Origin of the sequence: Arenibacter sp. ARW7G5Y1, assembly GCF_003201775.1 — a bacterium.
Lineage (GTDB): Bacteria > Bacteroidota > Bacteroidia > Flavobacteriales > Flavobacteriaceae > Arenibacter.
The window spans coordinates 111,813-135,506 of record NZ_QJJZ01000005.1 but is presented as its reverse complement, the minus strand read 5'-3'; the positions used below and the strand labels follow the sequence as shown (position 1 = coordinate 135,506).

At 39.8% G+C, this 23,694-nt stretch carries 20 protein-coding genes; 5 read left to right on the top strand and 15 right to left on the bottom strand.

Features of this window, described 5'->3' with window-relative positions:
- The first annotated feature begins 87 nt into the window (after positions 1-87).
- Complete coding sequence (locus tag C7972_RS09305; protein WP_258364807.1) at positions 88-2,667, top strand: prolyl oligopeptidase family serine peptidase; 2,580 nt, start codon at positions 88-90, stop codon at positions 2,665-2,667.
- Positions 2,668-2,746: 79 nt separating this feature from the next.
- Here the strand turns inward: C7972_RS09305 and C7972_RS09300 are convergent, their stop codons facing one another.
- From C7972_RS09300 to C7972_RS09265, 7 genes are all read right to left on the bottom strand, one after another.
- Positions 2,747-4,252, bottom strand: a complete 1,506-nt coding sequence (locus C7972_RS09300) for a S10 family peptidase (protein ID WP_110355898.1) — start codon at positions 4,250-4,252, stop codon at positions 2,747-2,749.
- A gap of 112 nt (positions 4,253-4,364) precedes the next feature.
- Positions 4,365-5,984 (bottom strand): family 20 glycosylhydrolase, encoded by a 1,620-nt coding sequence (locus C7972_RS09295; RefSeq protein ID WP_110355897.1) that lies wholly within the window; start codon positions 5,982-5,984, stop codon positions 4,365-4,367.
- Positions 5,985-6,030: 46 nt separating this feature from the next.
- A complete protein-coding gene (locus C7972_RS09290) occupies positions 6,031-6,675 on the bottom strand; it encodes a GDSL-type esterase/lipase family protein (protein ID WP_258364806.1) in 645 nt (214 codons plus the stop codon).
- A gap of 253 nt (positions 6,676-6,928) precedes the next feature.
- Positions 6,929-8,179 carry a serine hydrolase gene (locus C7972_RS09280; protein WP_110355895.1) on the bottom strand — a complete coding sequence of 417 codons (1,251 nt, stop codon included), beginning with the start codon at positions 8,177-8,179 and terminating at the stop codon, positions 6,929-6,931.
- Positions 8,180-8,423: 244 nt separating this feature from the next.
- Positions 8,424-8,747: an EthD family reductase gene (locus tag C7972_RS09275; protein ID WP_258364805.1), complete on the bottom strand. Its 324-nt coding sequence runs from the start codon at positions 8,745-8,747 to the stop codon at positions 8,424-8,426.
- Positions 8,748-8,873: 126 nt separating this feature from the next.
- Entirely contained in the window at positions 8,874-9,770 is an 897-nt protein-coding gene (locus C7972_RS09270; protein WP_110356063.1) for an SMP-30/gluconolactonase/LRE family protein, read from the bottom strand.
- A 44-nt stretch (positions 9,771-9,814) separates the two neighbouring features.
- Positions 9,815-10,855: a DUF3500 domain-containing protein gene (locus C7972_RS09265; protein WP_110355894.1), complete on the bottom strand. Its 1,041-nt coding sequence runs from the start codon at positions 10,853-10,855 to the stop codon at positions 9,815-9,817.
- A gap of 287 nt (positions 10,856-11,142) precedes the next feature.
- Between C7972_RS09265 and mazG the strand changes: the two genes are divergently transcribed.
- Positions 11,143-11,916 (top strand): nucleoside triphosphate pyrophosphohydrolase, encoded by a 774-nt coding sequence (gene mazG / locus C7972_RS09260; RefSeq protein WP_110355893.1) that lies wholly within the window; start codon positions 11,143-11,145, stop codon positions 11,914-11,916.
- 101 nt (positions 11,917-12,017) lie between these two features.
- On the opposite strand, the gene C7972_RS09255 is transcribed toward mazG, so the two are convergent.
- The gene (locus C7972_RS09255) at positions 12,018-14,624 is read right to left on the bottom strand and encodes a PAS domain S-box protein (protein ID WP_181422846.1); all 2,607 of its coding nucleotides are present in this window, start codon (positions 14,622-14,624) and stop codon (positions 12,018-12,020) included.
- Between the two features lie 362 nt (positions 14,625-14,986).
- Here C7972_RS09255 and C7972_RS09250 point away from each other — a divergent pair, with 362 nt between their 5' ends.
- The 3 genes from C7972_RS09250 to C7972_RS09240 all read left to right on the top strand — a co-directional run bounded on the left by C7972_RS09250 (position 14,987) and on the right by C7972_RS09240 (position 17,249).
- Positions 14,987-16,375, top strand: coding sequence for an MATE family efflux transporter (locus tag C7972_RS09250; RefSeq protein WP_110355891.1), 1,389 nt, complete (start codon positions 14,987-14,989; stop codon positions 16,373-16,375).
- A 73-nt stretch (positions 16,376-16,448) separates the two neighbouring features.
- Positions 16,449-16,676, top strand: coding sequence for a hypothetical protein (locus C7972_RS09245; protein ID WP_110355890.1), 228 nt, complete (start codon positions 16,449-16,451; stop codon positions 16,674-16,676).
- A 3-nt stretch (positions 16,677-16,679) separates the two neighbouring features.
- Positions 16,680-17,249 (top strand): phosphatase PAP2 family protein, encoded by a 570-nt coding sequence (locus tag C7972_RS09240; RefSeq protein WP_110355889.1) that lies wholly within the window; start codon positions 16,680-16,682, stop codon positions 17,247-17,249.
- Between the two features lie 42 nt (positions 17,250-17,291).
- On the opposite strand, the gene C7972_RS09235 is transcribed toward C7972_RS09240, so the two are convergent.
- From C7972_RS09235 to C7972_RS09205, 7 genes are all read right to left on the bottom strand, one after another.
- Positions 17,292-17,972: a hypothetical protein gene (locus C7972_RS09235; RefSeq protein ID WP_258364804.1), complete on the bottom strand. Its 681-nt coding sequence runs from the start codon at positions 17,970-17,972 to the stop codon at positions 17,292-17,294.
- Complete coding sequence (locus tag C7972_RS09230) at positions 17,969-19,612, bottom strand: glycosyltransferase family 39 protein (protein WP_110355887.1); 1,644 nt, start codon at positions 19,610-19,612, stop codon at positions 17,969-17,971. The genes C7972_RS09235 and C7972_RS09230 overlap by 4 nt, the downstream gene beginning before the upstream one ends.
- Positions 19,593-20,231 (bottom strand): lipid-A-disaccharide synthase N-terminal domain-containing protein, encoded by a 639-nt coding sequence (locus tag C7972_RS09225; protein WP_110355886.1) that lies wholly within the window; start codon positions 20,229-20,231, stop codon positions 19,593-19,595. The genes C7972_RS09230 and C7972_RS09225 overlap by 20 nt, the downstream gene beginning before the upstream one ends.
- Positions 20,232-20,945 carry a glycosyltransferase family 2 protein gene (locus tag C7972_RS09220; protein ID WP_110355885.1) on the bottom strand — a complete coding sequence of 238 codons (714 nt, stop codon included), beginning with the start codon at positions 20,943-20,945 and terminating at the stop codon, positions 20,232-20,234.
- A 191-nt stretch (positions 20,946-21,136) separates the two neighbouring features.
- The gene (gene meaB / locus C7972_RS09215) at positions 21,137-22,183 is read right to left on the bottom strand and encodes a methylmalonyl Co-A mutase-associated GTPase MeaB (protein ID WP_110355884.1); all 1,047 of its coding nucleotides are present in this window, start codon (positions 22,181-22,183) and stop codon (positions 21,137-21,139) included.
- A 2-nt stretch (positions 22,184-22,185) separates the two neighbouring features.
- Complete coding sequence (locus tag C7972_RS09210) at positions 22,186-22,746, bottom strand: DUF2911 domain-containing protein (RefSeq protein ID WP_110355883.1); 561 nt, start codon at positions 22,744-22,746, stop codon at positions 22,186-22,188.
- Positions 22,747-22,775: 29 nt separating this feature from the next.
- On the bottom strand, positions 22,776-23,684 hold the full coding sequence (locus C7972_RS09205) for an aldose epimerase family protein (RefSeq protein ID WP_110355882.1): 909 nt from the start codon (positions 23,682-23,684) through the stop codon (positions 22,776-22,778).
- Between the last annotated feature and the right edge of the window lie 10 nt (positions 23,685-23,694).

Sequence of the window (23,694 nt, the reverse complement as noted above, 5' to 3'; positions counted from 1 at the left end):
TTCGGGCATTTGTTATTGGTCTAAATTGTTGGGCAGCGGCCTACTAATTATGGAAATTAATGTTTTAATTCCTTAATAAGTTTTATCATGGCTAAATTTTATAAGAAAAGTGCTATTGTTTTTGTAATGCTCCTTGTCCTCCCCTTTTTTCTGATCGGGCAACAACGAACAGGAAATATTGTGGAGTATTTCGGAAAGGAAAAGGTGGAGGAGATCCATGAAGGAAAGGTGGTCCATATATTCAGCAAAGCCCTCGCTTTGACCATACCCAGTTTCGGTTTTGAATCGTCCACATTTCCTGTGGATCCGGTTTTTGATCAATTCCTGATGAACCCTGGGAAAAAAGTTTCGGATGGGGAGGTGTTTGATATTGATTATTCGGGAAATGAAATAAAATGGACAGCAATAAAGGTAGATAGTACCAATAGTTTTTCGGGTAGGGGACTAAGATCGGGCTACGTATATCTTACCTATAATTCGGGATCTGAAAAAACGGTTCTATTTGAAGCTTCCGGACATTCCTTGGCATCCATTAACGGATATCCATATGAAGGCGATCACTACGATTTTGGTTGGAACCTAATTCCCATGAGGTTAAAAAAAGGGATTAATAGTATTGTTTTAAAGGTAGGTCGTTTTCCTAGGATCCGGGCACGCATACTGGAGCCTAAAGCCGAGGTACAATTTACTACACGCGATGTAACTGTTCCCGATCTTTTATTGGAGGAGGATATGGAATATAAGGCCGCCATAAGGATTATAAATGCTTCTGATAAGTGGGTCAGGAAGCACGCCATTGTGGCCAAGGTGAATGGGAAAGAACTCAAAAGTCAGGTTATGGACATTCCACCATTCACGGTCTATAAGGTCCCTTTTTCCATTCCTTCGTCCCCCTTGGACACTAACCTTGAAAAGGTAAATGTTGATCTACAATTGCTACATGGCAACGGACAGCAGGTTTCTGCCGAAACCTTGACTTTAAATGTGAAATCGAAATATAAGCATCATAAGAGAACTTTTATAAGTGATATAGATAAAAGTGTACAATATTATAGTGTAGCTCCGAACAAAAGTGGCTATAAGGAGGGTACGGCACTTTTTCTTTCAGTGCACGGGGCTTCTGTTGAGGCGGTAAATCAGGCCAATGCCTATAAACAAAAAGATTGGGGGAATTTGGTTGCCCCAACCAATAGACGGCCATTTGGATTTGCCTGGGAGGATTGGGGCAGATTGGATGCCTTGGAAGTGCTGGCAGAGAGCAAAAGACTCTTTAAACCAGACCATAGTAAAATTTATTTGACCGGGCATTCAATGGGCGGTCATGGAACATGGTATTTGGGAGCTACCTACCCCGATCACTTTGCTGCAATTGCGCCCTGTGCCGGATATCCGGATTTGCTGTTGTACAGAGGAGGACGGTCCGAGAGAATAGCCGAACTTACCGAGGAACAAAGAAACCGATATGGAATTACTCCTAAAATGTTCGAACGTATGACGGCAGAATATGTTCCTAATGCGGTAGAAAATATTGTGGAAAGGGCTGGAACACCTAGTAGAACCCTAAAATTGATTCGAAATTATCTGCATCATGGGGTGTACGTGCTGCATGGTGAAAAGGATAATGTGGTTCCAACTTCAATTGCCCGTGATATGAGAGAGCGTTTGGGGCAATTCCATCCAGATTTCACCTATTATGAATATCCAGGTGGTACCCATTGGTATGGAGACCACAGTGTGGATTGGGAACCAATTTTTAACTTATTTAAACAACGGACCATTCCTCAGGCCAAGGATATTAAAAAATTGGAGTTTAGTACAGGTTCTCCGGGGGTATCTGCATCCTCACATTTTATTGCTATCCATCACCAACAGATTCCTTTTGAGGTTAGTTCATTTGATTTCTCATGGGATACCGTTCTTAAAGTAGATACCAAAAATGTGTCCTTGTTGGAAATAGATTTTACCCAATTGCCAGGGGATATCAATAATATTGAAATTAACGGATTGGCTGTAAAAATTCCTGTTAAAAAAAGTACATTTTTTAAGGAATTGGACGGGGAATGGAAAATAGTGGACAAACCCACTTTAAAAGAAAAAGGACCCCATAGATATGGAGGCTTTAAGGATGCCTTTAGAAACGACGTGGTTTTTGTTTATGCAACCAAAGGGTCACAAGCCGAAAATGATTGGTATTACAATAAGGCAAGATTTGATGCGGATACCTTTTGGTACAAGGCCAATGGCAATATTGAATTGGTTGCGGATACCGATTTTTCCCTGAAGGACTATCCTAACCGAAATGTTGTTGTGTATGGTAATAAAAACAATAATGACGCATGGGACAAATTGTTAAAAGATAGTCCGGTTCAAGTATTCAATAATAAATTAAATTTTGGAAGCAGAAGTATCAGTGGTAACAACTGGGGACTGTATTTTATAGTTCCGAGAGCGGATAGTGATGTGGCCAGTGTTGGAGTGGTAACTGCAACGGGAATTCTTGGCATGAAAGCGGCCTATGCCAACCATTATTTGGTAAACGGAACTACTTTTCCAGATTTGCTGCTTTTTGATGAAACCGTTTTGACCCAAGGAACTTCTGCAGTAAAATGCGCTGGATTCTTTGGAAATGATTGGACTATTGAAAAAGGGGATTTTGAATGGAAATAGGTTGGTATCGTCCAAGTAAATAAGACTTCAGGTTAATTTAAAATCTTTTGGCCCTTTTATTTGGACGATTCCCTAAGTATTATTTTGAGGTGTTAAGGATAAAAGTGGATACGTCTTTTTTGAATTTTTCCATGGAAGGTTTGTGGGTGTACATCATATGTCCGGCCTCATAATATTCCATAATTATATTATCCTTGATCTCCTTTTTAAGGCCCAAATGATTGATGCTGTGTTCTACACCATAAAAAACAGTGGCAAGGTCATAGATGCCATTTAAGATCAGGACCTTCATGTTAGGATCTCTGGATAGGGCAGTGGCCATGTCAATCCCGGTGTTGATTGCGGCCGTAGTACCCCATCTTTCATTCCCTTTGTGGGACCAATCCCATTTAAATCCGTCCCTTCTGCCGGCAGTGATGGAGTATAATAGGTTTTTGTTTACTTTTAGGTCGCCGTAAAAATAATCTAAAAATCCACTAATATAGGCCGGGGAAATGGCAAGGCTTTGTGGGTCATGACTGCCCACTTGGGCCAAGAGATCTTCGTTTATTCCAGTAAAGCGAGAATCCAACCGGCCAATTATTTCACCTTGGTCCCTTAAGAATTCAGCAAAAAATTCGCTTGCCGTAACCCTTAGATCGGCTTTCAGCCAATAGTTGGTATCCGTACCAGTGTAATAGGCCAATTTTGATGCAATATTACTTTTTTCATTTTCAGAAAGTCCGTCTCCCTTAAAAAGGGCGGGAGTGTACTCGTTTTCGGTAAAGGACCTAACTGTCTCAAGGAAATCGTATACATTCTCTGGTTTATCCGCTATTTTGTTATGATACCAAGCTGTTGCTGCATAAGTGGGGAAATGAACAATATAGGGCAGGTCGTCATTGGGAGGGAACAACAGGGTACGCAAGTCAAAAACAGCGGATACCATGATAACTCCGTTCATCGCAACACCTTGGTTGAGCAAAGTATTCATTAGACCCGCATTTCTAAAGGTTCCATAACTTTCGCCCAATAGAAATTTTGGGCTGTTCATGCGGTCATTGTGTATTAAAAACTGTGTTATGAACAAAGAAAGGCTACGGATATCCTGGTCCACCCCCCAAAAATCTTTATACTTGGCTTTTCCTGTTGGAATACTTAAACCGGTCCCTACGGGATCGATCATTACCAGATCTGCTATATCCAGAATAGAGTAGTTGTTGTTAACAATTTTGTAGGGGGCGGCAGGGGTTGGTTTTGGGTCGTCCACTACAATTCTTTTGGGCCCCAAAATACCCATGTGCAACCAAAAAGAGGAAGATCCGGGACCACCGTTAAACGCGAAAACAATTGGTCGTCTTTGCGTTGCCAATCCTCTTTTGGAATCCTTGGCATAATAGGTGAAACCCATTAAGGCAATAGGCTTGTTGGTTTCATCCTTTACCTCAAAAGTACCGGCCTTTGCCGTTAAATAGATGGTGCTGCCATTTATGGTAACACTTTGCATGGTTGTAGCTACCTCCGCTTTGGGTATTGAATCGTTATTAAAATTGGGATAGCACAACTGTCCCAAAAGCAGGGTAATTACTAAAATAAGGGCCTTCATATGTTCAGTATTTAAGTTGGGTTAAATAGCTAAACAGGCAAGCACTGATAATTAGGGCCTTACAATATATTAAATTTATAGATTATAGCCGCTAGTATTGTTCAGTGAATATTTAGTCCTTATTAATAGTTTTGTAGGTATACTTGCTCTTTTTCCAATCTATTAGTTTGGAAGGGTAGTATTTCACATTCATTTTGTCCAAATAGGGCGCCTGGTTGCCCAATCTTACTTTATAATCGTCCCAATTTCTGTTTTCTTCAATGCTCCAGCTTAGTTCGGAATAACCAATCATCCTAGGAAATGCCAAATATTCCAATTCGTCCATATTGCTTATTGTTTCGGACCATAACGGGGCTTCAACCCCTAAAATATTTTCTTTATTAATTCCCTGTACATATCTTTCAGGGGTCCAAACATATCCGGTATCCACAGATATATAACCCGCCCAATGCAGTCCGTATTTGGACAAGGTATCATATTGCATATCCAAATAGGCCTTTTTTCCCGGGGATAATATTATTTTTAATCCCTTTTCCACGGCTAGTTTAGCATTGTCTTCGTTGGCCCAAAACTGTGCAATGGCAGTGGTGTCTATGTCCGCGTGCACAATTTCATCCCATCCTATCATTCTTTTGCCGTATTTTTTTACAATCTTGTCCACTTTGGAAACGAAATAAATGAAATCCTTTTTCTTGGTAACATGGCTTTCATCGCCACCGGCATGAAAATACGGGCCAGGTGTAATGGCCGATATTTCCCTTACTACATCATCTATAAATGAGTAAACCGTATCCTTACGGGTGTCAAAAGTGCTAAAGCCAACTTCGGTTCCAGTATAAATTTTGGGTGTTTTGCCATTTCCATTTAGTATGGGATAGGCCACTGATGCCGCATTGGTATGTCCTGGCATATCTATCTCCGGAACGATGGTGATAAAATGTTTAGCTGCGTAGGCAACAAGGTCCTTATATTCCTCTTGGGTGTAAAATCCACCTGGTCCACCACCCACTTCAGAACTTCCTCCAATTTCTGTTAGCTTGGGCCATGATTTTATTTCTATCCTCCAACCCTGATCATCCGCCAGATGTAAGTGCAAGGTGTTTATTTTGTAATAGGCCAATACGTCTATATACTTCTTAACATCATCTATACTAAAGAAGTGTCTTGCCACATCCAACATGGACCCTCTATATTCAAAATTCGGATAGTCAATGATCTTACCGGTGGGGATCAACCACATCTTATTTTCGGAAAGGGTGTCATTACTAACCTCCGGAATAATTTGCCTAAGGGTCTGAATGCCCCTAAAGGCACCCTCGGCAGTTTTTGCATTTAGGATTATGGAGTCTTGGCTTATGTAGAGATCGTAACCTTCCTTGGATGAAAATTCCGTGCTGTCCGATTGATTGATAAAAATAATCCTTTGGGTGGTAGCTTTGGTGGTTGAATTTACTGCCAGGTCCAAATCGGTCTGCCATTTTATCTTTTCCGATAAAAATTTGCCCACCTCAGGGAAGCCGGCCGCATTTTGGGAAGTATAGATGATTGTGTTTTTATCCAACCCAAAGGCACTATTGGTAGGCGTTATCTTAAGTGGCCTCGGAATTAGATTTTCCGTACTAAGATCTGTCATTGGAAAATTGATTACCTTCTTTTTTTCCTGTTGACAGGCAACGAAAGCAGTAAAAACTATCAACACTACCAGTGATTTAATAAGAATTGATTTCTTCATTTAGCTTGATTGTATTAGTATTATTTGGTTATTCCTATCCTTAGGGTCAATTCATATAGGGTTTGATGACCGAGAACCAAAGGTTATACCCTTTGCTGTTCATATGAAGTCCGTCTCCTATAAAGATATCCTTTCTTACTTGTTTTCCGTCCATCATCACATCCCATACATTGGCGAACTCCATGCCACTGTCCTCCTTACATAATTTTTCGAAGGCCCTGTTCAATCTAAGGTATCTTCGTTTTAGGTTCCATCTGGCGATACTCGGTTTTGCTGCAATAATTACCACCTGTGTGGCTTTGTTGCTGTCCTTGATCTTCGTTACAATTTGCCTAGTGTTCGCTATAATATCTTTGATCCTTTTTTTGGAAGCAATATCATTATCACCTTCATAGATAAAAACTTTCTTAGGATTATATTGTAATATAAGTTCTTTATAATACCGGTTCAGATCGGAGGATTGGGAACCACCAAAACCTGAATTGATTATTTGGTGGTCGGGAAACATGGATTCCAGGTTTTTCCACATCCTAATGCTGGAACTACCTGTAAATACTATAGTTTCCTTTGAAGAATCCCAAATGGAATCATATTTTTTCTGAATGTCCTTCACCTCATTTAGAAAGGCAGGTGACTTCTGGCCAAAACTTAGGAGCGTTATGGAAAGGAATAAATAAGTAAGCTTTTTCAATTCAATTAAATTAAAGGATTAAATTATAATAAATATTGTTCCTGACAAATAATTTTCGACCGGGGACATTGCTTGTTCGCTAACGGGAATATCCCTAATTAGTTGGTGTTGTATTAATCTTGATGGTATGTAACCATACGTATTGTGAACATACCACTTGTAAATCCCTATAATATTTGCATAAGGCAGCGTTGCTACAGTTGCCTCAAAGAACATCCAAGAATAGAAATAATCTTCTTAATTAACAAATGGGTTAGTATTCCCTTACGAGGGATTGGTATACCAACTGTCTCATTTTTTCCCCGTAATAATTACTGTAAGGTTGTAGTTGACTCATAAGGATTACAATCATTTCTTCTTTAGGATCGATAAAGAAGTAGGTGCAGTAAGCACCGCTCCAATAATATTGACCAACGGAACCTAAGGTTTTGCTGGCTGCCACATTAGTGGTTACCCCAAACCCTAGCCCAAAACCTTGCCCTGGCGCCTGGTATAGGTCGTCAACTTGGTTCATGGTCATGATATCCACGGTTTTGGGACTCAGTAAATGTTTGCCTTTGTATTCTCCCTTGTTAAGCAACATTTGACAGAATTTCATATAGTCGGGGGCACTGGAAAAAAGGCCGTGGGTGCCGCCAAAAATAGTATTGCCCTCTGTAGGTAATTGTGCAGCGGAATTGATCAGATTTCCTTGCTTGTCCATATGGTGAACGGGCATCCATCTTCCCTTATTCTCTTTGGATATATTATACCCAGTGTCTTCCATTTCCAAGGGGTCGAATATCCTTTGTTTTAAAAACCCCGCAGTGGTCATCCCTGAGAAATGTTCAATAAGTAGCGATAGAACATCCGGGGATGCACTGTAGTACCATTGTTCGCCCGGGTGCCCTACCAAGGGCATTTTTATCATGGTGTTTACTCTGTTTTCTATATTCTTATGGGATTCTGAGTAAAGTGCTTTGGCAATCTCGTTGTCCAATTTTGTACCTCCCAGACCATGTGAAAAGCCGGCCGTATGTGTCAAAAGATGGGAAATGGTAATTTCCTTATTGGCAGGTTGGGTTTGGCCATTTGCACCTTGCCCAACATCCTCGGCTACCCTTAGGTCCTTGAACTGTGGTAAATATTTGGAGACCGGATCGGTTAGGGAGAAATGTCCTTCTTCAAACAACATCATAAAAGCTACCGTTACGATGGGCTTTGTCATGGACATAATATGGAACAATTGATCTTTTTGAATTGGAGTTTTATCTTTTAAACTGCTGTATCCATAAGCCACTTCGTGCACAATTTCCCCTCTCCGCATTATGTAGGAGACGGCTCCAGGCATCCTTCCTTCCTCTATTTCGTTTTTTAAGAATTCATCGTACCTATTTAGTCGTTCCCGGTCAATACCCGCTAATGTAACCTTAGGGTTGGAATTGGGGGACGATTGTGCCTTTGCTGGCCCCCATAGAAATAATAGCAGGATTATAAGTGTAGGTAAATGGAATATATTTTTCATGTTGTAAATTGATTGATATCCTAAAGATAAGATTTCCAAACCAACTTCAACAGACAAAAACGCTATACCCAAAGCTCCATTTATCCTGGCCCTATGCTATAGGTAGCAACATGCCAATAGCAATTTTTTGTGTTCTTTACTTATTTACGGTTTGGTAGGGCGACTCCTAAAATAATAGTACTAGCATCAAGTATGGGCAGTTGTTTCAATTAAACAACTAGTAGGGTGCACCATCCTAGCCCAATCATAGCATTACTTCACTAATTTGAACAATAGGTTCAATATTTGTGAAATTATGAAGATCGCCCATAATTTTTTCAGCATTGGGACCAAAGGAATTCTGAAATGAGTCCATCGATGCAAAATATAAATTTCCCATAGCTGCATAAGTAGCAGCAGATCCAGGGATAGCTCCACCAATTCCTTTTTCAACGGTTGCAGCCTTTACAGCATCTCCTAATAATTCCCCAACCAGACTAACATGTTGGTTGCAATAATAATCCATATCAAAATTTTTGCCCTCTCCGTTGGGATACAATACGCTAACTTTTATCATTCCTTTTTCCATTGTGGCAAGTATTAATTATTTTTTAAATGTTTGTCGCAAGTTCCCCATTTTATAGAGTTTCTCACTATATGGCCCTTTATTGGCAAGGTTGTAAATTTTCAATAAGGATCTCTTTAAAATATGGTTTTATCTAATCCCCGATACGTTCATCTTCAGGGTATACAAAGAAGTCATGGCCGTAATAAATAAGGTTTTTTGGTTCTTCCCTCCAAAGGTCACATTTGCGGTCCACTTTTGATCTATGGGGATATGTAAAATTTGTTTGCCATTTGGAGCAAATACGGTAACTCCGTCACCGGTAAGATACACGTTGCCCTGGTTGTCCATGGTCATGCCATCCGAGCCCATATCGGCAAATAGGGTCTTGTTACTTAGGCTGCCATCGGGATTTATGGTATATGAATAGGTCTTTTTGTCGCCTATGTCCGCAACATATAAAAGACTACCATCCTTATTGCCAATTAGGCCATTGGGCCTCACATAGTCCTCGGCAACAATATGTATATCCTTATGGTCAGGCGTAAGGTAGTATACCCGCTGTTGTTCAATCTCTTGTTGGGTTCTCGTCCAATAAGGACGTTTGTAGAATGGATCCGTAAAATAAACTCCTCCCTTTGGATCCACCCAAAGGTCGTTGGGGCCATTTAGTTTTTTGCCTTCAAAATTATCGATTAGGACTGTGACATTTTTTTGGGGATCTATTTGCCAAAGCTGATTTTTATCATCGGCACAGGACAATAGGTTTCCTTGGTGGTCAAAATAGAGTCCGTTGGACCTTCCTGAAGGCTCCATATATACAGATACGGATTTGTTCTTTGCAGACCATCTTAGAATACGATCATTGGGCTGGTCCGTAAAAAAAACATCACCGTTGGGAGCTAATGCTGGCCCCTCGGTAAATGTATAGTCGGTGGCCACCAATTGTACTTCGGCATCCTTGGCAATCAAAGAGGTTTGTAGGGATTTACAGGATACGGAAAACAGAATGGGTAATGCCAAAATTAGTCTTATAACTTTTTTCATCTTGTTATTATATGCCGTAATATGTAAGGTTATGTTTTCTGAAATCAATGTTTGTGATCTTTTTCATAGTGGGCCTTCAATACGTCTTCCCCGTAATCATTGGTCAGATCGCGAACTACTGTGTGTACATGGTTGGCATTGTTCTGGGTATTGTCATATTCAATGAGTAGGCTAGGACCTTGAATTCGGAAGTAATGTCCTTTTCCGGGCTGTAGGCTTCCAGCCCAGGCAAATGTTAAATTTTCTATTCCCGCCTTGTATATTTTATCCTTAAAACCGGCTGCAAAATCACTTTCGTAATTCTCAATATAAAGGTCCACTAGTTTCATCATAGTATTCTTCTGGATTTGGGACAATTCTGAATATGAAATTCCCATAGGCTCCACAGATGCTGCCTTTCTTTTGGTTAATGATATAATATCGCTTGGGGCTACATCTGTATACAAAGTAGTTTTTAACTGTTCCTGTGTCATGGAGTTGACAAGGGAAAAACCAAGTTCCGCCTCTTTTTTAAGTACTTCTTTGCCCTTGTATTCCGTACTGCGCACAATACCTGGGTTAGTTCCAAAAAAGGTAGGGGTAGAAGAACTAATGGCACCGTGGGTGGAAGTGAAATTTAAGGAAAGATGGTGGCCTTCAAAGCGCCACCCCCATGGTTGGTCCATGGATGGATTGCCAAAAATACAAAAGTGATAATTTAGCGGATCACGTCTTGGTCTGCCATCGGGCATTTTATCGTTATCATTATTTTCTATAATCCTCAGGACCTTTTCCAGTTCCATAATTTCCTGGGACTTGCGATACCCTTCTTCGCTCAAAGAGGCCCTTAACAAGTCCAGTGCCGCCTTTTTTTGAGTCTCGTTAAAATCATGGAAGGTGGCCCCTTCCCTTGGAATGGGTACGTAATTCATATTAAAACGTTCAGTATCCTCAAAAGTAAATAGGGTTTTGGCCTTTGTCTCCTCGGATAAACTGTTAAGAAAAATATTGGCTTTTTGCAATACATCCTGTGCAGGTAGCAGTCCAAAAAGGAATAGGATCAAAGAAGTTGATATTATTTTTTTTAGGTTCGTTTTAGGTTTCATTTGTTTGGTTTGATTTTTAAGTATCTATGGTTTCATTAAATTATATTATCAATCGATAAAAGACGAAGGATCCATGACCATCCACGATGGTGTTGCATCCCTTCCAAATCCTTTATTATAACCCAAGACATAAGGTCAACGCCAATAACGGCAGGGGGAAGAATTGATTTTATGTGGGTCATATTGGTTCGATCCGATAAGTAAGGAACTAAAGTTAGCTAAAAAACTCGGAACATGCGATAGTTGGAACCGTAGAGACTTTGTATTTTTGCTTAAAAGTCAACTTTATGAATTCTCGGGAAGCCCAATTACAAGCTTTTGATCGTCTACTCACAATAATGGATGAATTACGGGCCCAATGTCCGTGGGACAAAAAGCAAACCATGGAAACGCTACGGCATCTGACCATTGAGGAAACCTATGAATTGGGCGATGCTATTTTGGACAATGATTTGGAGGAGATTAAAAAGGAATTGGGTGATGTACTCCTTCATATTGTTTTTTATGCTAAAATAGGGAGTGAAACCCAGCATTTCGATATAGCGGACGTAGCCAATGATATATGTGATAAGCTCATCAATAGGCATCCACATATTTATGGGGATGTTGTGGTCGAAAATGAAGAAGAAGTAAAACAGAATTGGGAAAAAATAAAATTGAGGGAAGGTAAAAAAAGTGTTTTGGAAGGAGTTCCCAATGGTCTTCCTGCCCTTGTCAAGGCCAATCGTATCCAAGATAAGGTGGCGGGAGTTGGATTTGATTGGGAAAGACCTGAACAGGTATGGGAAAAAGTTCAGGAAGAACTGGAGGAATTCCAGGAAGAAGTGAAGGAAGGAAAGTTGGATGCCATGGAGGCAGAGTTTGGGGATGTCTTGTTTTCTATGGTGAATTATGCCCGTTTTTTAAATATAAATCCCGAGAATGCTTTGGAACGGACCAATAAGAAATTTATAAAAAGATTCCAATATTTGGAAAACAAAGCCAAGGAAAGCGGTAAGGCCTTAAAGGATATGACCTTGGGCGAAATGGATGTTTTCTGGGAGGAAGCCAAGAGCATTTGATTTTTATACTATCCCCAACACTATATACCACCTATTGGTAGCATCATCCATCAAAGTCTATTTTTTAAATCCAGATATTTGTATTTAGTGACTCCAATTTATTAAAATATCACCGTAAATGTGGAGCCTTCACCTTCTTTACTGGAAGCTGAAATAGAACCCCCCATTGCTTCAATCTGTACTTTGGTCATATATAGTCCAACCCCCTTGGCTTCCGGATGTTTGTGGAAAACCTTGTTGAGCCCAAATAATTTATGACCATGTTTTTCCATATTTATACCCAGTCCATTGTCTGTTACCGTTAGTACTGTATTACGACCTTCAATTCTTGATTCGATATATATTTCCGGCACTCGTTCCTCGGATTTGTATTTAATGGCATTGGAAACCAGATTAAGAAAAATGCTATCGAGATATATATCGTTATAAACCACCTTTTGGGCTTTTGAGAAATCACTTTTTATGATGGCTCCGGATTGTGTTATCTGGCTCGATATGATTTCCTGGGTTTTGGTCAGAATTTTTTCAAAGGACAATTCTTGAGTGGCTTTTGTACTTTGGTCCTTTGTCTGAATAACTTCGACCAAGGTATTCAGGGTAGAGGCGAGATGGCCGATAACAACTTCAAATTTTTGAAATAATTCGTTTCGTTCTTCCTCGCTCTCTGCATCTTTATAGAAACCGGATAAGGTTTGAAGGTTGGCTACCGGTGACCGTAAATTATGGGATGTTATATGTGCAAAATCTGCTAATTGTCGGTTTTGGTTGGTAAGTTTATTGGTTAGTACTTCAAGACTTTCTTTTGTTTCTATTAATTTTTTTCGATTGTTGACCTGTTCTGTAATATCCGTGGCCACTCCTAAAAATCCCTTGATTTTTCCATTTTTGTCCCTAATGGCAGTTGTTATTAATTGCACAGGAAATTGTGAACCGTCTTTACGTACATAGGTCCATTCCATGGTTTCAAAATGATTTCTCCTTGCATGTTCAACAAAAACATCGAATCCGCTAATATTTTTACCGAATAAGCGGGATAAAACCTTGCCATGTCTTATTACTTCCTCCTTCAGATGTATAATTTCCGGAGTCTTTTTCCCGATCATTTCGGAAGCTGAATATTGCAATAAATTTTCGGCTCCTTTATTAAAATGGGTAATTAAACCGTTGAAGTCGGTTCCGATAATGGAAATGGGGCTCACATTAAAAATGGCAGTAAGTTCCTCATTGGCTTTATTTAGGGCATTTTCCGAAACTTTAATTTCATTGATGTTATGGAAAACCCCATAAAGTCTTTCACATTGGCCGTTTACCATTTCTGGCTGTCCTATGGCACGTGCCCAACGGCTTTTCCCTTTAGCGGTAATCAACTCTACTTCCACATCATAAGGGATGCCTTTTTCAATGGCATTTTTTACTGCATTTTGAATTTTTTCCCTACTTGCACCTTCTTTAAAGAAGTTTATGGCCGTATCAAGTTTAGGTACATAGTCATGCGGTACTTCATGAATTTCACATGTTACCTTACTCCAGTGGATTTTGCCACTGATCATATTTACTTCCCAGGTACCAATTCTTGCTACTTGGTTGGCTTTGTCCAAGATTTGCTCTATCCTTAGTTTTTCTTTTTCTTTTTCCTTTATAGTGGTAATGTCTGTGGTATAAATTAATATTCCCCCTATTTCCTTTTTCGAAGTGTACCAAGGCCTTATATCCCAAGTAAGCCATTGCACTCTTCCATCTGGCCAAGTATACTTGGTCTCATCTTCATTGTGAATAGCCCCGGCGAGGCATTCGAGGTGAATTTTCCTCCATCTTTCATCTATGGAAGGAAATATTTCATAAAGTGATTTTCCAATAATTTTGTTGTCCAAAAGGTTGTAGTCCATTCGCCATTGTCTAGAGGCGGCTAGGAATCCCATGTTGTTATCGAACATGGCAATGGCGTTGGGGGCTTCTTCAATGAAAATTTTTTTGTATTCCGCTTCGGTCTCCACATCAGCTTTTAGGGCAGTTATTTCCAACATTTTTCTGTGTGTTTCTTTATAGGAATCCTCAAGGGTGTTTTTCGTGGTGAGCAGCGCTTGTGATTTTTCTTTTAATCTGATGGTTGTGGGTACTATAACAAAGTAAAATAGGGATATAATGAAAAGGATTATACCAGATGCAAGGGCATAGAGCAGAAATTTTAAGGAGGAGAAATGGGCATTGGAATTGTGTTCATATTCTTTAACGATCGGATCTATAAAATCCAAATATCGATTCCGATTGTCCACAGTGGCGTCAATGTTTAACGATGGACTATTATTTACATGATCTGTTTGGTCAAGTATTTTGTTGACAGACATCACTGTCTTTTGGTAAAAGGGTTCAATGAGTGCGAACAAGGAATCTATTCTCGAATCTCCTATTGATTTATTGGCATTTAGTAGATATGCATGATTGGTCTCCCATTCGCTAAGGTGGCCAGACAAGGTTTTTAGCTTTGCCTGTGCCAATTTGGCCTCTTTGATTTCACTAAAATCCATTAGACCTTTTGTTATTTTTTGATATAATACTCTTTGTCGGCCAGCTATATTTATGGAATGCAAATCCGATTTCGCAATATTTAGGTTTTCGGTAAATATTATAACAGCAATAGAAACTATAAGGGTAATACTGGCAGTATAAATCAGATAGGTTTTTTTTGTAGATTTTTCAATTCTATCCATATAAGGGATTTTTACAACGATATAAAGGTTGAGGTTATAATAAAGTTTGTTGGGGGGGTGATTATCCTTCAATTGACGTATCAAATGCTCTATTAAAAGCTCTTTGATCTCCATCTTGCATGATAGTCTTAAATATAGCGTATTTTTTTTGCATTTTAAAATACTATTCATGCGCTGCTGTGGTAAAACCAACATATTTGGAATATAACCCGGAAATATATAACAGATCGTCGGGTGGAGATGGATATAGGTTTTTTGCATCCATTTATGGGAGATCATGAAATTAATGCCGAACATGGAATAAATCCATTGTTCTAAAACCAATGCTAACCCTTATATTTGCCCCTTCAAATTAAAGCGTTTTGTTGCAGAAATATACCAAGGAGTTTCGATATAATTTATCCCTGTCATTTCCAGTTATTCTGGGAATGTTGGGGCATTCCTTTGTGCAGTTTGCCGATAATATTATGGTGGGCCAATTGGGTACTGCTGAACTGGCCGCGGTTTCCTTGGGCAACAGTTTTGTTTTTATAGCCATGTCCCTTGGTATTGGGTTTTCTACGGCCATTACGCCTTTGGTAGCAGAAGCCGATGGGGCCGGCAATGTTGGGGCAGGAAAAAGCGCTCTTAAGCACGGGCTATTATTGTGCACAGTAATGGGGATATCCCTTTTTGGGATTATTCTATTGGCCAAGCCGCTTATGTATTTAATGAAGCAACCTCCAGAAGTGGTGGAATTGGCCATGCCATATTTGGATTTGGTGGCGTTTTCCTTGGTTCCGTTAATTATATTCCAGGCTTTTAAGCAGTTCTCCGAGGGGTTGTCCCAGACCAAATATCCCATGTATGCAACGGTAATTGCCAACTTCGTAAATATCCTTTTGAACTATCTTCTAATTTTTGGTTCCTGGGGCTTCCTTAAAATGGGAATTGTAGGTGCGGCATGGGGTACGTTGATTTCCAGAATAATTATGGTAATTTTTCTTTGGGTACTACTCAAGAACAAAAAGAAATTTCGCGATTATGTTACGGGGTTTAACTTTGGAATTATCGAGAAAAAGGTCATCAAGAAAATCATTGACCTCGGATTTCCCTCGGCCCTACAAATGTTTTTTGAGGTAGCCATTTTTACGGCAGCAGTTTGGATAAGTGGTGTTTTGGGCAAGAATTCCCAAGCGGCCAACCAGATAGCGTTAAATCTGAGCAGTATGACCTTTATGGTAGGGATGGGGCTTGGCGTTGCTGCAATGATCCGTGTGGGAAATCAAAAGGGATTGATGGATTTTAAGGAATTGAGACGCATTTCATTATCCATTTTTTTGCTCACCTTAATATTGGAAGTTGTTTTTGCCGTATCCTTTGTTGCCTTAAACGATTTTCTGCCAACAATATATCTGGATTTGGGTGATGCTTCCAATATGGTGGATAACATGGAAGTTATCAAGATTGCAGCCGAACTAATTTTGGTTGCGGCCGTATTCCAAATTTCGGATGGTTTACAGGTGGTGGTATTGGGAGCGTTAAGGGGGCTTCAGGATGTTAGGATACCCACTTTAATTACCTTTGTGGCCTATTGGATAATAGGTTTTCCAATTAGTTTTTACCTGGGTCTATATACGCCACTGCAGAGTACCGGGATATGGATAGGCCTGTTGTCCGGACTTACGGCCTCTGCAATAATGTTGTATATTCGGTTTAATTATTTGACCAAGAAACTTATTGCCCAAAGGGCGTTACAAGAGATTGATTGATATTAAGGCCAGTCGTTATCTACTAGGATGGAATTGTTCTAGGGATATCGATCATTAAATAAAAAGTTATAGTATGGAATTTCCAAAATTTTTATTAGGTGATAATACGGATTATCCAACAGCGATTTTCGTGATACATACCGAATACCCAAGATTTATAATTAATCTGGAGAATGATGAGGTAGAGTGGTTGGAAGATTTTACCCAGGAAGATGAAAAGGAATTGGAAGCGGAAGCGGAAAATTTAATTGAACAGGCTACGGTTTTCTATGATAGGGAAATTTCTCGATACGAAGAGTAAGTAATGATAGACCAATTGGCACAATACGATAAGGAGCTCTTCCTTTTTCTAAATAACTTAGGTACGGCCCAGTGGGACGGTTTTTGGCTTTTTATGACCAATAAATGGAGTTCGGTTCCGCTATATGCATTGTTGGCATTTTTTACCTATAAGGTATTTGGTTTAAAACGGCTATTAATGACCCTAGTGGCTATTGCGTTGCTCATATTGGTAACGGACCAACTGGCCAATTTTTTCAAGTACGGGGTGCAACGTTTGAGGCCTTGCCATGACCATGAATTACAGGCAGTAATGCGGTTGGTGAAAAGCTCCTGTGGCGGAAAATTCGGTTATTTCTCTGCCCATGCCGCCAATTCTTTTGCCGTAGCTACATTCTTTACCGCCTTATTGCGGACAAAGTATAAATATATAGGATTTTTTCTATTCCTGTGGGCTTCGGTGGTCGCTTATAGTAGGATATATATAGGGGTACATTTTCCGTTGGATGTGGTAACCGGTATTATTATCGGAACTTTTTTGGGAGGAATGTTTCAGCAGCTTTTTTTAAAGGCCGTTTCCAAATACCAGTCTTGATCCAAGATTCCATTCCATGTATGTGAATCTTTTATGCCTACCTTATTTTGGTTGTTCCCGTTCAAAAATATCCTTGTTCAAGGGGCCTAGAAAAATCAGGAAAAAGATTGCAGCGAATGCCAATTCGTACACCTCCCATTTACGGCTTGCAGGGTTAAGGGCAACCAAAATTGTGGTCACTAGAAAAGCTATGGTATGATGCCATTTAACAATAGGAACTGCAAAAGTACTTGCCAAATTTTTAAACCATTTATATTTTCTAAATAGGATAGGGGTTATAATAAGATAAATAAACATCACTAGGAATAATAACTGACTGAAGATGATTTTGTTTATTTTCTTTTCACCTACCACAAGATTATGCAGGTTGGTTTCCCCCTGGGCATTGTTTTCTATAAAAAACTCGCTTGATTCCACTCCGAATATGCGTTGTCCCCATGATATTTCCTCACCTGCGGCAAAAAGAAAAAGAACTACAAATAGGAAGGTTCCCATTTTCCACAATAATTTTTTGGAGTTCCATAAAGTTAATAGGTGGTATAGGGAAAGTAAAAAAATACCAAATAGCATTATGGCCGTACCCCATTCAACAGGTCCATCTTCCTGGGCATAGTTAACATCAAAAAAAATGTCGTCCCTTAGGCCTAAAAAAAGACCAAACAAAACAATTGCCAATAGAATAATGTATCCTATTTTTTCAATTTTGGAAAAGATATTCATCATCGTTTTTGAACTATATATAAATTACTTATCAAACGGTTCTTATGTCCTTTGGTCCCTAGGTCGGCATTGTAATTTAGGTCGTACACACTTTTTAATGTAAGCCTATATTCCGGGTCAAAGATACGTTTAAATTCATTTTCTTCGACTGGAATCACCAAAACGGCAAATTTTTGGCCCTCGGGTATTCGTATTTCCTCATCCCCTTTAAGGACGGGGACTGCCCTACCGTAGTCCCATATCATTTCAGGTGCAATGTCTCCAAAGCAATAGATTTTCAAACCCTCGTATGACTTGGAAGTCGCTAGGTTTGAAATACTTTTATATTGGGTGTTTCTGTCCAAGGCCCCGGACAGTGGCAATGCCAGGGATTTTATGGCCCCCACCAAGGCTATGGTCAACAAAAAGCAGTTAAAAAGGTGCTTCTTTTTTAATTGGATGAAAAGTAAAATCCCTATGCTGAATATTACCGCGGATGATAGGGTGTAATATCCCCAATATTCACTTAACCCACCCTTTAGGAAGAAATATGCCGCAAGGGGAAAAGCAATACCTACAAGCCCTAATAATCCAAAATGAAAGTACACAGGTATTCTTTCTTTCTTTGCAAAGGCGTTTTTGAAATTCCCAATGACATATTCCATGTAAAAACCTGTATTCATGGCTAGGGGTATTAGAACAGGGACAAGGTATCTAGCCTTTTTTTCTGGGATGACGGAAAGTAGTATTACTGAAAAAATGGTCCACAGAAAAGTAAGACGGTAAACCTTTTTATCACTTACCCTATTTTTAAGATAAGGATATAAAAGACCTGTGAGGGCTGGTATGGTCCAAATTCCACTCTGAATAAAAAAGCTCCAGTAATAATAAAAGGGGCGTACATTATAGCTGGACCAATTGGCCGTTTCTTTTTTCGTTATGGCCAAGAAGGCATCGGGGTCGGCAAGGCGAACGTACAGGAACCACCATATACCAATAATACTCGCCAGGACGATCATGGCAACCAAGGGGACATATTTCCTGCTCAATCCAAAGCCCTCATATTTAAAGACAAACCCATAGGCTAGGAGGAAAGGTAAGAGAAGACCATATAGGGAAACAGGTCCCTTGCTCATAAAGGATAGGCCAATGAAAATGGCGGCCAATAGGCTATTCTTCCAATTGTTCCCGGGCAGGGCAAAAAAATTATATAAAAAATAGATTCCTGTCAGCATAAATCCATGGGTGTAAATATCCCAAGGAGCCTCAATGGTAATGACGATTATGTAGAATGAACTTAAAAGAATAAGGGCATTTATAAGTGCATGTCTTTTATTGTTCAGTAGTTGCATTGAAAATTTATACCCAATATATCCCAAAAATATGGCCATGAGCATGGTCGGTAGCCTTAGAGCAGCTGTATTTTCCAGCCCAAATAACAATCCAAAAATAGCGGTGATCCAACTAGGTAAAGGTGGTTTCTCATATCTAGGAAGATTGTTCATAGTGGTGAGTAACCAATTGCCGTCGGTAATCATTTCCCTTGCCGTAATAAAATTTCTGGCTTCCATGATAGTGACGGGAATAACGTTTAATTGAAATAGAAAAATGGTGATTCCCGCGAGTAAGATCAGTGCAATTGGATTATTTTTCAACCACGTCATGAACTTCATTTTTAAGGATAATTAAATTTCTTAAATAAACGATCATTCCCAATGAATGGCCTGCAAATAGGACGGGATCCTTCCTGAAAATGGCATAGGTTAGGATTAGGGATGCCCCGACCAGACTTAGCAGCCAAAAACCGAAAGGAAGGCTGGAGGTTTTCTTTTTCTCGGAATAGATCCATTGGTATATGAACCGAAAGGTGAAAATTACCTGGGCTATACTTCCCAACAATAGTAGCCATGTTGGAATATTTTCGTTTTGGAAGAAATTCCGTAGGTCATAGGCATTGTTATTGTAGCCATAAACTATGATTATCGCTGGAAAAACCCATAGAAAAACCCTAAAGGCCCGGGGTAACTTAGTCCATTCACCCTGTAACTGGATGTTTCGGATATATATAAAATAGGTAATGGCCTGTCCCAACATAATGGCAAAGTCGTCACGTAACCAGCCGTAGACGAATAACAGGAATGAGGCCAATAAACTTAATTGCCAGAATAGTCTAGGGGTAAGTACTTTTTTGTTCTTTTCCGATAGCACCCATTGTACCACCATTCTACTGGAAAACAGAATTTGGGCAATGAATCCAATTGCATAAACCATCCAATCTGCCATTTACCCTATTTTATCTACTTGATAGTTAATATATTTTTTCTTCATCCATAAATAGGCAAAACAATCCATAAGGGGGCCCAATAACCTGTTCCAAAGACCAAACTTTGCCGTTCCTGCCATACGGGGAAAGTGACGAACGGGAATTTGTACAATGGTGCCATTTTGCAACAAGATCATGGCAGGTAAAAATCGATGTAAACCTTTAAACATAGGGATTCTTTTGGCGTAATCCGTTTTTATGACCTTTAGTGGACATCCGGTATCGTCCATTCCATCATTTGTAAACGCTCTACGTATACTATTGGCAATGGTAGAGGAGGCATTCTTGACGAAGGAATCTTTTCTATCTGCCCTTACCCCTGTTACAAGATCATATTGATCTATATGCTCAAGGAGTAGGTTGAAGTCTTCCGGAGAGGTTTGTAGGTCAGAGTCTATATAGCCTACCAAAGGGGTATCCGTATAGTCAAAGCCGGCTTTAATGGCGGCACTCAACCCTTTGTTCTGGGCAAATTTCACAAAACTAAAAGCTTCGTTTCTTTGGCAAATGGCCTCAATTAATTGTTGGCTCTTATCCTTGGAGCCATCGTTTACAAACAACACTTTTGCTTTCTTAGTGCATACAACCAAGTACTCCTTTAGCTCCTTTTCAACGCGTTCCAAATTATCTTCTTCATTGTAGACAGGTATAATTATGGTGAATTCGTAATTCATTTTATAAAAAGGATAAGGGCTTTTGTATTTAAAATTTAGGGCCAAAGATAATCAACTTTGTCAACCTATGTGGTATTGGGCCTTAGTTCTTATTTGGGAGGTGTTATTGGAATAAAAATATGACATTCAATACATGGAAATAGCCTATTCCTCCGGGTATGAATCTACAGGTACTTGGTCCCAGAATATTCTTAGGAATTGGGTTCCTTGGACAGACGTAACAATTTTTCAGCAGCGTTGAATGGTGAAATTTTGCCATCCACAACTAATTTTATCATTTGTTCCAAATGGTTTTTTATGTTTTTGTTTTCATAAAATTGTTGCTTTAGCCGGTCTTCAATGGTCTGTAGTAGCCAGTATTTGTTTTGTATTTTCCTTTTTTCCAATATTCCGTCCAGGCCTGGTTTATCGTCTATGTAGGCTTTAATAACTTCCCATATTTCAGTTATTCCCTTTTTTTGAATAGCGGAACAGCTAAGGATTTTAGGGGTCCAACCGTTTTCTTTTGGGGGATAGAGATGCAGTGCCTTGCTAAATTCAACTTTGGCCAAGTTGGCCTGTTCAATGTTCTTGCCATCTGCCTTATTGATAACAATGGCATCTGCCATTTCCATAATGCCTCTTTTTATACCCTGTAGTTCATCGCCGGCCCCGGCCAATTTCAATAATAAAAAGAAATCTACCATCCCATGTACTGCTGTTTCACTTTGTCCCACCCCGACTGTTTCCACTAGAATAGTATCGAAGCCGGCGGCTTCGCACAGGATTATGGTTTCACGGGTTTTTCGGGCAACTCCGCCCAAAGAATAACCTGTAGGGGACGGACGGATATAGGCATTCCTATCCTTCACCAGTTCCTGCATTCGGGTCTTGTCTCCCAAAATACTTCCCTTGCTAATGGTACTAGTAGGATCTACAGCCAGTACGGCCACTTTTTTGCCCAGGGCCGTAAGGTGGGTGCCAAAGGTTTCGATAAAGGTACTTTTTCCTACCCCGGGAACTCCGGTTATTCCAATTCGTATGCTCTTGCCACTATGGGGAAGGCATTGGTTTATAATGTCATCAGCTTTTTGAAAATGTGCAATGTTGGTGCTTTCTACCAACGTAATAGCCCTGGCCAAGGTGGCTATATCACCATTTAATATACCTTGAACCAAGTCCGCCGTAGACGGACTCTTTTTTCTAAAAGTTTTGTTTTTAGAGTTGCTATTTCCGTCGGTGTTTTTATTGGTGATCAAATCTACTTATTAATGGGAAGGCTTACTTTGGTATGGTCCCAGGCAAGACTTAGGTGAAGTTGTTCGTTATCCTCAAAATCTATAGTCAGACTTTCAACGGTTTGTGGCAGTTGTTGTACCGGGACACTTATTTGTAAAACATCTGCGTCGGCATTTCTGCTTGTTTTTTTTCCGCCACTAAAAATAGTTACACCCCAATCCGGGATTTCGTTATTGAAAATAAAGGTCCAGCCCTCCTTGCCAGGTATGGTCCATAAAGAGTAACTTCCAGCCGGTAGGCTTTTGGTCCCTATTTTAATATTATTGCCCGTAGTAAAGGTGGTAGGCTCATTTGCGCCCGTTCTCCATACCACATCATAGGGAACCAACTCCCCAAAGATTACACGATTTTTCTTAAAGGGGCTGCTGTAATTTACGGTTAGATCCATTCCATTTTTGCTATAGGTAACCGTTTTTTCTGGACTGATCTTTTTTGTCTGTTCCTTTAGATAGGATTTTCCAAATAAAAAGAAGGCCAATACCAACACTACGATAACTATTAGTAACCACTTAAGAAATTTCATATCCTCGGATTTTAGTTAGGTTAATTCTTCTAATTTACGAAACTAAACCTAAACTCGCTTCCATTGTGATAGGTTTCTCCAGGTTGCAGAATACTATTGGGAAAGTGGGGTTGGTTGGGTGCATCCGGGTAATTTTGCGTTTCAAAACAGATGGCGGCAAAGGCGGTCGGGGTATAGACAACAACGCCTGGTTGATCGGTAATGACTTCCATGGATAAACCGGATCTATCGGATGCCAATACGGTACCTTTTTCTTGACCGGAATCCATAACAAAGGGTGTGTCCAAACGGACTTGACCAATTTTTTTCATTTCGAGGAAATCATATTTTGAATTATTCACGGAAATCAATTTTCCTGTAGGCAGAAGTTTTGCATCCGTTTCCAAATATTGCGAACATGACAACCTTAGATCCCAATGGTCTATGGTTTCGGCACCGTCCAGGTTAAAATAGGAATGGTTGGTAAGGTTTACCGGCGTGGCCTTATCCGTTGTGGCCTCGTGAATTATAAACAAGGATGAACCTACCAGCTTATAGGTCACCGTGGCCTTCAGATTTCCAGGATAGCCCTCCTCCATATCCTTGCTGAGGTAACCCAGTTTTACAAAGGGATTGTCCCCATCGTGCACCTGCTCTATGGTCCAATATCTCTTTCCAAAGCCTTTTTGTCCACCGTGAAGGTGAACCCCGTCCTTTGAAAAAATGGGGTAATCGATGTTATTGATTTTAAAACCTCCTTTAGAAATTCTACCAGCGTATCTGCCGATACAGGCTCCCAGTGATTTGTTATCGTTTAAATATTTGTCAGGCTCTTCCAAGCCAACCACCACATTGGTATCTACGCCCTCTTTGTTTTTTAAGACCATTTTTTGGATGATAGCCCCATAGTCCAATACGGTAAGCGTGATGAAACTGTTTTTTATTGTAACTTGATTCAAGATAGTTCTT

Coding starts and splice junctions, on each gene's coding strand:
- C7972_RS09275 (WP_258364805.1), bottom strand. CDS start 8,747: ATGGAAAAAGGAATGATAAAAGTTAGCGTATTGTATCCCAACGGAGAG.
- C7972_RS09295 (WP_110355897.1), bottom strand. CDS start 5,984: ATGAAGAAATCAATTCTTATTAAATCACTGGTAGTGTTGATAGTTTTT.
- C7972_RS09210 (WP_110355883.1), bottom strand. CDS start 22,746: ATGAAATTTCTTAAGTGGTTACTAATAGTTATCGTAGTGTTGGTATTG.
- C7972_RS09230 (WP_110355887.1), bottom strand. CDS start 19,612: ATGACGTGGTTGAAAAATAATCCAATTGCACTGATCTTACTCGCGGGA.
- C7972_RS09235 (WP_258364804.1), bottom strand. CDS start 17,972: ATGATGAATATCTTTTCCAAAATTGAAAAAATAGGATACATTATTCTA.
- C7972_RS09280 (WP_110355895.1), bottom strand. CDS start 8,179: ATGAAAAATATATTCCATTTACCTACACTTATAATCCTGCTATTATTT.
- C7972_RS09255 (WP_181422846.1), bottom strand. CDS start 14,624: ATGGATAGAATTGAAAAATCTACAAAAAAAACCTATCTGATTTATACT.
- C7972_RS09245 (WP_110355890.1), top strand. CDS start 16,449: ATGGAATTTCCAAAATTTTTATTAGGTGATAATACGGATTATCCAACA.
- C7972_RS09270 (WP_110356063.1), bottom strand. CDS start 9,770: ATGAAAAAAGTTATAAGACTAATTTTGGCATTACCCATTCTGTTTTCC.
- C7972_RS09225 (WP_110355886.1), bottom strand. CDS start 20,231: ATGGCAGATTGGATGGTTTATGCAATTGGATTCATTGCCCAAATTCTG.
- C7972_RS09300 (WP_110355898.1), bottom strand. CDS start 4,252: ATGAAGGCCCTTATTTTAGTAATTACCCTGCTTTTGGGACAGTTGTGC.
- C7972_RS09240 (WP_110355889.1), top strand. CDS start 16,680: ATGATAGACCAATTGGCACAATACGATAAGGAGCTCTTCCTTTTTCTA.
- C7972_RS09265 (WP_110355894.1), bottom strand. CDS start 10,855: ATGAAACCTAAAACGAACCTAAAAAAAATAATATCAACTTCTTTGATC.
- mazG (WP_110355893.1), top strand. CDS start 11,143: ATGAATTCTCGGGAAGCCCAATTACAAGCTTTTGATCGTCTACTCACA.
- C7972_RS09220 (WP_110355885.1), bottom strand. CDS start 20,945: ATGAATTACGAATTCACCATAATTATACCTGTCTACAATGAAGAAGAT.
- C7972_RS09305 (WP_258364807.1), top strand. CDS start 88: ATGGCTAAATTTTATAAGAAAAGTGCTATTGTTTTTGTAATGCTCCTT.